At 63.3% G+C, this 8711-nt stretch carries 10 protein-coding genes and 1 pseudogene; 10 read left to right on the top strand and 1 reads right to left on the bottom strand.

All coding sequences use genetic code 11. The features are described from left to right. From KGZ66_11120 to KGZ66_11075, 10 genes and pseudogenes are all read left to right on the top strand, one after another. The coding region (locus KGZ66_11120) for a hypothetical protein (protein MBS3986136.1) at positions 1-282 on the top strand (282 nt) is incomplete at its 5' end. Then, a pseudogene (locus KGZ66_11115) lies at positions 248-376 on the top strand (aquaporin family protein). The gene KGZ66_11120 and the pseudogene KGZ66_11115, both read left to right, overlap by 35 nt. Before the next feature lie 49 nt (positions 377-425). Then, the gene (locus tag KGZ66_11110) at positions 426-830 is read left to right on the top strand and encodes a heme-binding protein (GenBank protein MBS3986135.1); all 405 of its coding nucleotides are present in this window, start codon (positions 426-428) and stop codon (positions 828-830) included. Positions 831-932: 102 nt separating this feature from the next. Further along, complete coding sequence (locus KGZ66_11105; GenBank protein MBS3986134.1) at positions 933-1361, top strand: diol dehydratase small subunit; 429 nt, start codon at positions 933-935, stop codon at positions 1359-1361. 11 nt (positions 1362-1372) lie between these two features. Beyond that, positions 1373-3088 carry a propanediol/glycerol family dehydratase large subunit gene (locus KGZ66_11100; protein MBS3986133.1) on the top strand — a complete coding sequence of 572 codons (1716 nt, stop codon included), beginning with the start codon at positions 1373-1375 and terminating at the stop codon, positions 3086-3088. A gap of 1 nt (position 3089) precedes the next feature. Continuing rightward, on the top strand, positions 3090-3680 hold the full coding sequence (locus tag KGZ66_11095; GenBank protein MBS3986132.1) for a propanediol/glycerol family dehydratase medium subunit: 591 nt from the start codon (positions 3090-3092) through the stop codon (positions 3678-3680). A 20-nt stretch (positions 3681-3700) separates the two neighbouring features. Further along, positions 3701-5608, top strand: coding sequence for a diol dehydratase reactivase subunit alpha (locus KGZ66_11090; protein MBS3986131.1), 1908 nt, complete (start codon positions 3701-3703; stop codon positions 5606-5608). Continuing rightward, the gene (locus KGZ66_11085) at positions 5601-5963 is read left to right on the top strand and encodes a glycerol dehydratase reactivase beta/small subunit family protein (GenBank protein ID MBS3986130.1); all 363 of its coding nucleotides are present in this window, start codon (positions 5601-5603) and stop codon (positions 5961-5963) included. Before KGZ66_11090 ends, KGZ66_11085 begins: the two co-directional genes overlap by 8 nt. Next, positions 5960-6220 carry a DUF1289 domain-containing protein gene (locus tag KGZ66_11080; GenBank protein MBS3986129.1) on the top strand — a complete coding sequence of 87 codons (261 nt, stop codon included), beginning with the start codon at positions 5960-5962 and terminating at the stop codon, positions 6218-6220. Before KGZ66_11085 ends, KGZ66_11080 begins: the two co-directional genes overlap by 4 nt. Positions 6221-6229: 9 nt before the next feature. Continuing rightward, positions 6230-6811: a cob(I)yrinic acid a,c-diamide adenosyltransferase gene (locus KGZ66_11075; GenBank protein MBS3986128.1), complete on the top strand. Its 582-nt coding sequence runs from the start codon at positions 6230-6232 to the stop codon at positions 6809-6811. A gap of 126 nt (positions 6812-6937) precedes the next feature. Here KGZ66_11075 and rpoD read toward each other — a convergent pair whose 3' ends face one another. Beyond that, positions 6938-8563: an RNA polymerase sigma factor RpoD gene (rpoD, locus tag KGZ66_11070; protein ID MBS3986127.1), complete on the bottom strand. Its 1626-nt coding sequence runs from the start codon at positions 8561-8563 to the stop codon at positions 6938-6940. Between the last annotated feature and the right edge of the window lie 148 nt (positions 8564-8711).

Here is an 8711-nt window from a genome sequence, read left to right as displayed (position 1 = left end):
TTTTTCATTTTCAGACTAGGCATCGTCAAGATTTTCCCCGCCGCCATGCGCCAAACGCCGCCAAACCTTGCACGCATGTACCCCCGTACACCACTTTTGCGTGCAGCCCCCGTTTTTAGGCGCAGCAGCGCCTGCACCCCAGTGCATGAACGCGTGTTTGCCAGGTGTGCGTGCAACCATCCGCACTCAGACCATGCACGGGGCCGGTCGAGGTTTTCGTTCTCGTTTGGGCGCGAGCTGGTCATACGCGCATGCACTCCTTCCGATCGCCGGCAAGGGTAGTTCTGACTGGAGCTACGCCTGGATCCCGGTCGTCGGTCCCCTCATTGGCTGCGCAGCCGGCGTGCTGGTCGCCAAGGCATGCGGCGTGATTTGACTACGGTGGGATGCGACCAATTCTTTAACTGGATGACTCTGGAGAAATCATGACTTCCATGCCCCTGTCAAAGGCCCAGGCTGCGCTAGACGCCGCGGCGGCAAAAGCTAAGCAAATCGGTCAGCCCATGAACATCGCCGTGGTGGACGACGGCGGCCATCTGGTGGCTTTCGCGCGCATGGATGGCGCGATCAAGGCAAGTATCGATATTTCTATCCGCAAGGCGCGCACCTCCATATTGATGGGCCTGCCGACCAGCGTGCTCATGCCGCTCGTTCAGCCCGGCGCAGAACTGTATGGCCTCGAGCAAACCGCAGGAGGCATGGTCGCTTTCGGTGGCGGCGTTCTGATCAAGGACGGCGCCGCCGTCATCGGCGCCATCGGTGTTAGCGCCGGTAGTGTCGAACAGGATATCTCCGTCGCAGAAGCGGGCGCGGCGAAGGCCGCCAAGTAAATGCAGGCAGGTCTGCGTTGCCGGTACTCGGCCATGGTGGCGGTAACGCTGAACACTTGGAAATTCCGCTGCAGTCAAACCAATATCATTTAGGAGACATATATGAATGAGCCAAATGTAGATCCGCAGGTTGATTACCCTCTTGGCGTGCACAGAAAGGATCTTCTTTTCACGCCCACTGGTAAATCGGTCGACGAGATCACGATCGAGGCCGTCGTTTCGGGCAAGGTGACGGCCGAAGATCTGCGGATTACCCCAGATACCTTGCGCTTACAGGCCCAGATATCGGAAAAGGTAGGGCGCGTGCAATTGGGCGCCAATTTGCGGCGCGCGGCCGAGATGACGGCAATTTCCGATGCGCGTGTGCTCGAAATCTATAACGCGCTTCGGCCCAACGCTTCCACAAAAGCCGAACTCGAGGCGATTGCCACCGAATTGGCGACCAGCTATCAGGCCGAAAACCTTGCCGCGCTCGTGCGGGAAGCCGCTGACGTTTATGAGCGGCGCGATATCTTGGCTGCAAGCAAATAGGAGATCTGACAATGAAGACATCTGCTGCAAAGAAGTCTGAACAAGCGGCGCGGCATTCCGCGCGGACATTGGTTCTCGAGGACCGGCCGGTCAACCTCGACGGTTTTGTTGAGGAATGGCCCGAAAAGGGAATGGTGGCCATGGACAGCGAGTTCGACCCGCAGCCCAGCGTGCGGGTTGAAGGCGGACGCATCGTGGAAATGGACGGTGTGGAGCGCGCGAACTTTGACTTCATCGACCAGTTCATCGCCGACAAGGCGATCGATGTCGAGACCACCTTGAAGTCGATGGCGCTGCCTGCCGACGAGATCGGAAAAATGCTCGTGGACCCGCATGTGTCGCGCCAGGAAGTGCTTGCCGTGACCAAGGGTTTGACGCCAGCCAAGCTGCTTGCGGTGGCCAAGACCTTGAACATCGTCGAAATCATGATGGGCATGCAGAAGATGCGCGCCCGCCGCACACCGGCCGTTCAGGGACACTGCACAAGCGCACGCGACAACCCCTTGCAGGTGGTGTGCGATGCCGCCGAAGCATCCATCCGCGGGTTCGCGGAAGTGGAGACGACGCTGGGCATCGTCCGTTATGCACCGCTCGTCGCCATGGCGCAGCAGATCGGCAGCCAGGTCGGCACCGGCGGACCGCTGACCCAGTGTGCCCTCGAGGAGGCGACGGAGCTGGATCTGGGCATGCGCGGCATCACCGGCTATGCCGAGACCATCTCTGTGTATGGCACTGAACCGGTCTTCGTGGACGGGGACGATACGCCGTGGTCCAAGGCCTTCCTGGCGGCCGCCTATGCGTCGCGCGGCATCAAGATGCGCTTCACCTCAGGCACCGGCTCCGAGGTGCAGATGGGCAATGCGCAGGGCAAGTCCATGCTCTATCTGGAGATCCGTTGCATCCTGATCGCCAAGGGTGCCGGCGTGCAAGGCCTGCAGAACGGCTCCATCTCATGCATCGGCGTGCCCGGTGCGGTGCCCGCCGGCATTCGGGCGGTCGCCGCCGAGAATCTGCTTGCTGCGATGGTGGACCTCGAATGCGCATCCGGCAACGACCAGTCCTTTTCCCACTCGGCCATCCGCCGCACGGCCCGCCTGATGCCGCAGATGATGCCGGGCACTGACCTCGTGTGCTCGGGCTTCTCGTCGATGCCGAACTACGACAACATGTTCGCCGGTTCGAACCTCGATAGCGACGACTACGACGACTACAACACCATCCAGCGCGACCTGCAGATCGACGGTGGTTTGCGGCATGTCAAGGAGGCGGACATCCTTGCGGTGCGGACCCGTGCGGCGAAGGCATTGCAAGCCGTTTTTGCGCACCTCGAGTTGCCGCCCATCAGCGACGCGGAGGTCGACGCCGCGATCTACGCCAATGGCAGCAAGGAACTGCTCCCGCGTGACGTGCTCGAGGACCTGAAGGGCGCCCAGCAAGTCATGGACCGAAACATCACCGGTCTGGACCTTGTCAAGGCGCTGGAGAGCACGGGCTTCTCCGACGTCGCGCAGAACCTGCTCGCAGTACTGCGCCAGCGCATTTCCGGCGACCTGCTCCAGACCTCGGCGATCCTGACCCGCGATCTGCAGCCGCTCTCGGCCGTGAACGATGCGAACGACTACGAAGGTCCCGGAACCGGCTATCGCCCGTCCGGCGCGCGCTGGGAGGAAATGAAACGCCTGCGCCACGTGACCAGCGCTTCGAACCCTGAAATGGAGGTTGACTGACATGACGAACCAACAAGCACCTGCAGAGCGGACGCTCTCGTTCAAGGAAGTCGGGCCGGCGACGCGCGGCAAGCGCAGTGACGAGGTGGTGATCGCCGTGTCACCGGCCTTCGCCGACTACTTCTCCAAGTCCATCGTCGACATACCGCACGCGGAGATCATGCGTCAGATCCTCGCGGGCATCGAGGAGCAGGAAGTTCATGCCCGTGTGATCCGCGTGCGTCACAGCTCGGACCTGGCGATCCTCGCGCACACCGCTGCCAAGCTCTCGGGCTCCGGTATTGGCATCGGTATTCTGTCGCGCGGCACAACCATGATCCATCAACGCGATCTGCCTCGCCTGTCGAGCCTTGAACTGTTTCCGCAGTGTCCCCTGCTCACCCTTGAGACTTACCGCAACATCGGCTCGAACGCCGCCCGGTATGCCAAGGGCGAGTCGCCGGAGCCGGTGCCCACGCTGAACGACCAGATGGCGCGGCCGCGTTGGCAGGCCAAGGCCGCGCTCCTGCATCTCAAGGAAACCGAGCAGGTCAACCGCGGCCTCGGCGTCATCGAGGTGATGCAGGAGTTCTCGCCCGCCGCTTCGAATTGACATTGCAGGAGGACCTTGAGTTGAAAAAACGGACCGTTGTAGGCGTCGATATTGGCAACTCGACGACCGAGGCAAGCGCAGCCCTCATCGCGGATGGTGAGGTGTCCTATCTTGGCGGCGCCCTGACCCGAACCACGGGCATCAAAGGCACCGTCAAGAACGTGGACGGCGTTGCCAAGGCTGTCCTGCATGCGATCGGGGAGGCTGGAATCAGCCTTGCCGAACTCGAGGTCGTCCTGCTCAACGAAGCGACGCCGGTCATCAGCGACCTGGCGATGGAAACCATCACCGAAACGATCATCACCGAGTCGACCATGATCGGGCATGACCCGCGAACACCGGGCGGACAGGGGCTCGGGGTGGGCACGATCGTGGAGTTCGAATCGTTGCCGGGTTTCGTGGCCGGAACACCGGTTCTCGTGCTGATCGACCGCCGCTTCGATTTCGAAGCGGCAGCGCAGGGCATCAACGATGCGATCGCGCGCGGCGTCGGCGTCGTCGGCGCCATTCTTGCCAGCGACGATGCCGTGCTGGTCGCCAACCGCTTGCGCGTCAAGATGCCGATCATCGACGAGGTCTCGAGGATCGACGCCGTGCCAGTCGGCATGCTCGCCGCCGTCGAGGTCGCCGGCCCCGGGCAGTCGATCCGGACCTTGTCGAACGCATTCGGCCTGGCGACGATCTTCGAACTCGACCCCGAGCAGACCCGCGCGGTCTCGGCGGTGGCTCGCGCGCTCATCGGCAACCGTTCTGCTGTCGTCGTTCGCACACCGTCTGGCGACGTCGCCGACCGGACCATTCCTGCCGGGGTTCTCGAACTGGTCGGCGTGTCCCGCCGTGCCACCATCGATGTGGCGCGGGGCGCCGCGGACATCATGGCCGAGGTCCAGCGCGTCAGCCCCTTGCTCGACGTCCTCGGCGAAGCCGGAACCAATGCGGGCGGCATGATCGCCAACGTGCGGCAGAGCATGGCGGATCTGTCAAAGCATGCGCTGCACGATGTGCGCATCCAGGACCTTCTGGCGATCGACACGCTGGTGCCGCAGGAAGTCCGGGGCGGCGTCGCGGGCGAGGTCGCGCTGGAGAACGCCGTCGCGCTGGCGGCCATGGTGGGTACCAAGGAAAGCGTGATGCAGGTCGTCGGTGAAGCCGTTGCCGAGCGCTTGCGCTCACTCGGTGCAAGCCAGGTGGATGTCGTGATCGGTGGCGTCGAAGCCGAGATGGCGGTTCTCGGTGCCTTGACGACGCCAGGCGCGGACAAGCCGATCGTCGTGCTCGACCTCGGCGGCGGCTCGACCGATGCCGCGATGCTCGATGCAGAAGGACGCACGGACGTCATCCATCTGGCCGGCGCCGGCGATCTGGTCACGAAGCTCATCGATGCCGAACTGGGCCTCGGCAACCTCGAGCTGGCGGAGGAAATCAAGCGTTGCCCGCTCGGCAAGGCGGAGAGTTTCTTCCACATCCGCCTGGAGAACGGCACGGTCCAATTCTTCGAGACCCCGCTGCCTGCCACGGCGTTTGCGCGGGTGGTCACGCTGAACGAATCCGGCATGAACCCGATCCCCACGCGCCACACCCTGGAGCGGGTGCGCGACGTCCGGCGCACCGCCAAGAAGCGCGTCTTCGTCGTCAACGCCTTGCGCGCGCTCCACACCGTGGCGCCGGACGGCGATCTGCGGCGCATCGATTTCGTCGTTCTGCTGGGCGGATGCGCGCTGGACTTCGAGATCCCGGAACTGATCGCGGAGGCGCTGGCGCCGTACGGGATCGTTTGCGGCACCGGCAATGTGCGGGGCACCGAAGGGCCGCGCAATGCGGTGGCCTCGGGCCTCGTGGCCGCTTATGGAGCGCGCCAGCCGAGTGCCGGCAAGGACAGGGCGAAGGGCCGTGTCGCTGTCGCCGACGGGCAGGGTCATCATGCGTGAGGGGCGTGAGGGGGGACAGGCCGCCAAGCCGGCGATTCTCGTCGTCAGCGCCTTGCAGGGCCCTGTCGAGAAACAGGTGCTTGCGGGCATGGAGGAAGAGGGCGTGCCCTTCGTCCTCGAGCGTGCCTCAGCCGATCAGCAAGCCGACGAACTGGCATCGGGGGCTGCGCTGCGGTCCACGCTCGAAGTCGGCGTGGGCATCGACGGCATGGGCCGGGTCTGCGTCCAGCACGGCAAACTCACCGATACGCTGCCGGCCCTGTCATTCGACGGGCGATCGGACCTGGCACTCGCGCGCAGCGCGGGACACAACGCGGCGCGCATCGTTGTCGGCCTGCCGCTGCGCCTGAGTTGAACGCCGCCGTGCAAACAGTCTCATCGCCCTGCGTGGCAGTTTGCCGGCTTGATGCGTCCAGTGGGCTGTGTGTCGGCTGCGCACGCAGCAGCGCCGAAATCGCCCAGTGGGTGCGCATGAGCGAGCACGAGCGGCTGGCGGTGATGGCCCAGCTATCCGGCCGCTTCGTGCAATGGCCGGCGCTGCAAGCGGCGCGCAGCGCCCTTGATGAAGTGGCAGTGCCGCCCGGCTCATGCCATCGACCCGATATGCCCTGAGGAGAAAGCATGGTCAAGCTCAACAAGATCTACACGCGCACCGGCGACGGCGGAACAACCGGTCTCGTCACGGGCAAGCGCAGACTCAAATCTGACCTTCGCATCGAGGCCTATGGCACGGTCGACGAAACCAATTCAGTCATCGGCATGGCGCGCGTGCATCTGGGTGAGCTCCATGCCGATGTCGACAAGATGCTCGGCCACATGCAGAACGACCTGTTCGACCTGGGCGCCGATCTTGCAACGCCGGTTGACGAACTGCCGTCCGGGCATGCTCCGTTGCGGATCACCGCCAGCCAGACGGCCCGCGTGGAGGCCGAGATCGATGCGCTCAACGAGCGGCTGCAAGCCCTGACCTCCTTCGTGTTGCCGGGGGGAACGCCGGCTGCATCCACCTTGCACATGGCGCGCACTGTCGCGCGTCGGGCCGAGCGCTTGATGGTTGCGCTTGCGAATCTGCCGGATGAGCAGGTCAACCCCGAAGGTGTGCGTTACATCAATCGCGCCTCGGACCTGTTGTTCGTCGCGGCGCGCATCGCCAACGACGAGGGGCGCGCCGACGTGCTGTGGGTGCCGGGTCAGCATCGCTAGTCGAACGCACCGCGCTGCCGTTGCTGCGGTCGCGCAAACGAAAAAAAGGGCCGGAACTCGTCCGACCCTCCTTGCGTCCTTTGCCCAGATGCGTGCCGGCGGCGGCCACGCATCTGGAAGACCTGATTACAGATTGTCCAGATAGGTCCGCAGCTTGTCGCTCCGGCTCGGGTGCTTGAGCTTGCGGATCGCCTTCGCTTCGATCTGGCGGATGCGCTCGCGGGTGACGTCGAACTGCTTGCCGACTTCTTCCAGCGTGTGGTCCGTGCTCATCTCGATGCCGAAGCGCATGCGCAGCACCTTGGCCTCGCGCGGAGTCAGGCTGTCGAGGATGTCCTTCACCACGTCGCGCAGGCCGGCCTGCATGGCGGCTTCGATCGGCGCGGTGTTGTTGGTGTCCTCGATGAAATCGCCCAGGTGCGAATCGTCGTCGTCCCCGATCGGCGTTTCCATGGAGATCGGCTCCTTGGCGATCTTCATGATCTTGCGGATCTTGTCCTCGGGGATTTCCATCTTCTCGGCCAGCGTCGGCGCATCCGGCTCGAAGCCGAATTCCTGCAAGTGCTGGCGCGAGATGCGGTTCATCTTGTTGATCGTCTCGATCATGTGGACCGGGATGCGGATCGTGCGGGCCTGGTCGGCGATCGAACGGGTGATCGCCTGGCGAATCCACCAGGTCGCGTAGGTCGAGAACTTGTAGCCGCGGCGGTATTCGAACTTGTCCACCGCCTTCATCAAGCCGATATTGCCTTCCTGGATCAGGTCGAGGAACTGCAGGCCGCGGTTGGTGTACTTCTTGGCGATCGAGATGACGAGGCGCAGGTTGGCCTCGATCATTTCCTTCTTGGCGTCGCGCGAGGACTTTTCGCCCTCGTTCATCTTCTTGTTGATGTCCTTGAGGTCATCGATCGGCACGACGGCCTTGGCCTGGATATCGATCAGCTTCTGCTGCAGTTCCTGCACGGGCGGCAGATTGCGGCTGAGGATGACGGAGTAGGGCTTGTTGGCGGCGACTTCCTTCTCAGCCCATTGCTTGTTCAGCGCGTTGGGCGGGAAGGTCTTGATGAAGTGGTCCTGCGGCATGCCGCACTTGTCCACCACGATCTTGCGCAGTTCGCGTTCGTAGCGGCGCACGTCGTCCACCTGCGAGCGCAAGATGTCGCTGAGCTTCTCGATCGTCTTGACCGTGAAGCGGATCGTCATCAGCTCCTGGCTGATCGCCAGCTGGGCCTTGTTGTAGTTGGCCGACTTGTAGCCGTCCTTCTCGAAGGCCTTGCGCATCTTGTCGAAATTGGCCGACAGGCTGTCGAGCTTGACCAGCGCGGCGTTCTTCAGCTCTTCGAGTTTCTTGGTCAGCGCCTTCGAGCCGCCGTTGCCGTCGTCGTCGTCTTCCTCGTCGAACTCGTCGAAGTCTTCCTCGGCCACGTAGTCATCGGCCTCGTCGGCGGCGACGAAACCGTCCACCACTTCGGAAATCTGCATCTCGCCGGCGCGGATCTTGCCGGCGAACTCGAGGATGTGGGCGATCGTCGTCGGCGAGGCCGAGATGGCCAGCATCATGGCCTGCAGGCCGCCTTCGATGCGCTTGGCGATCTCGATTTCGCCTTCACGGGTCAGCAGTTCGACCGTGCCCATCTCGCGCATGTACATGCGCACCGGGTCGGTCGTGCGGCCGAATTCGGAATCGACGGTGGACAGCGCGGCTTCGGCGGGGATAGGAAATCCAACCGCATGAGCACAAGTATGGCACACGTTTGGGGCGTCTCAGGCATGCACACAGGGGACTGCTGGGTTGATTTCTCAAAGCCAGTTGCCCGAGATTTTTCGGTATGACCCGTTTTTGGCGGTGACAGGCGCAGCGCTGCCTCGCAACGTTGGCAAAACCACTGTTAACCGCTGT

The organism is Selenomonadales bacterium (genome assembly GCA_018335585.1).
GTDB lineage: Bacteria > Bacillota > UBA994 > UBA994 > UBA994 > UBA994.
This window is presented reverse-complemented; position numbering and strand designations above follow the sequence as displayed.

Coding starts and splice junctions, on each gene's coding strand:
- KGZ66_11095 (MBS3986132.1), top strand. CDS start 3,090: ATGACGAACCAACAAGCACCTGCAGAGCGGACGCTCTCGTTCAAGGAA.
- KGZ66_11075 (MBS3986128.1), top strand. CDS start 6,230: ATGGTCAAGCTCAACAAGATCTACACGCGCACCGGCGACGGCGGAACA.
- KGZ66_11085 (MBS3986130.1), top strand. CDS start 5,601: ATGCGTGAGGGGCGTGAGGGGGGACAGGCCGCCAAGCCGGCGATTCTC.
- KGZ66_11110 (MBS3986135.1), top strand. CDS start 426: ATGACTTCCATGCCCCTGTCAAAGGCCCAGGCTGCGCTAGACGCCGCG.
- KGZ66_11100 (MBS3986133.1), top strand. CDS start 1,373: ATGAAGACATCTGCTGCAAAGAAGTCTGAACAAGCGGCGCGGCATTCC.
- KGZ66_11105 (MBS3986134.1), top strand. CDS start 933: ATGAATGAGCCAAATGTAGATCCGCAGGTTGATTACCCTCTTGGCGTG.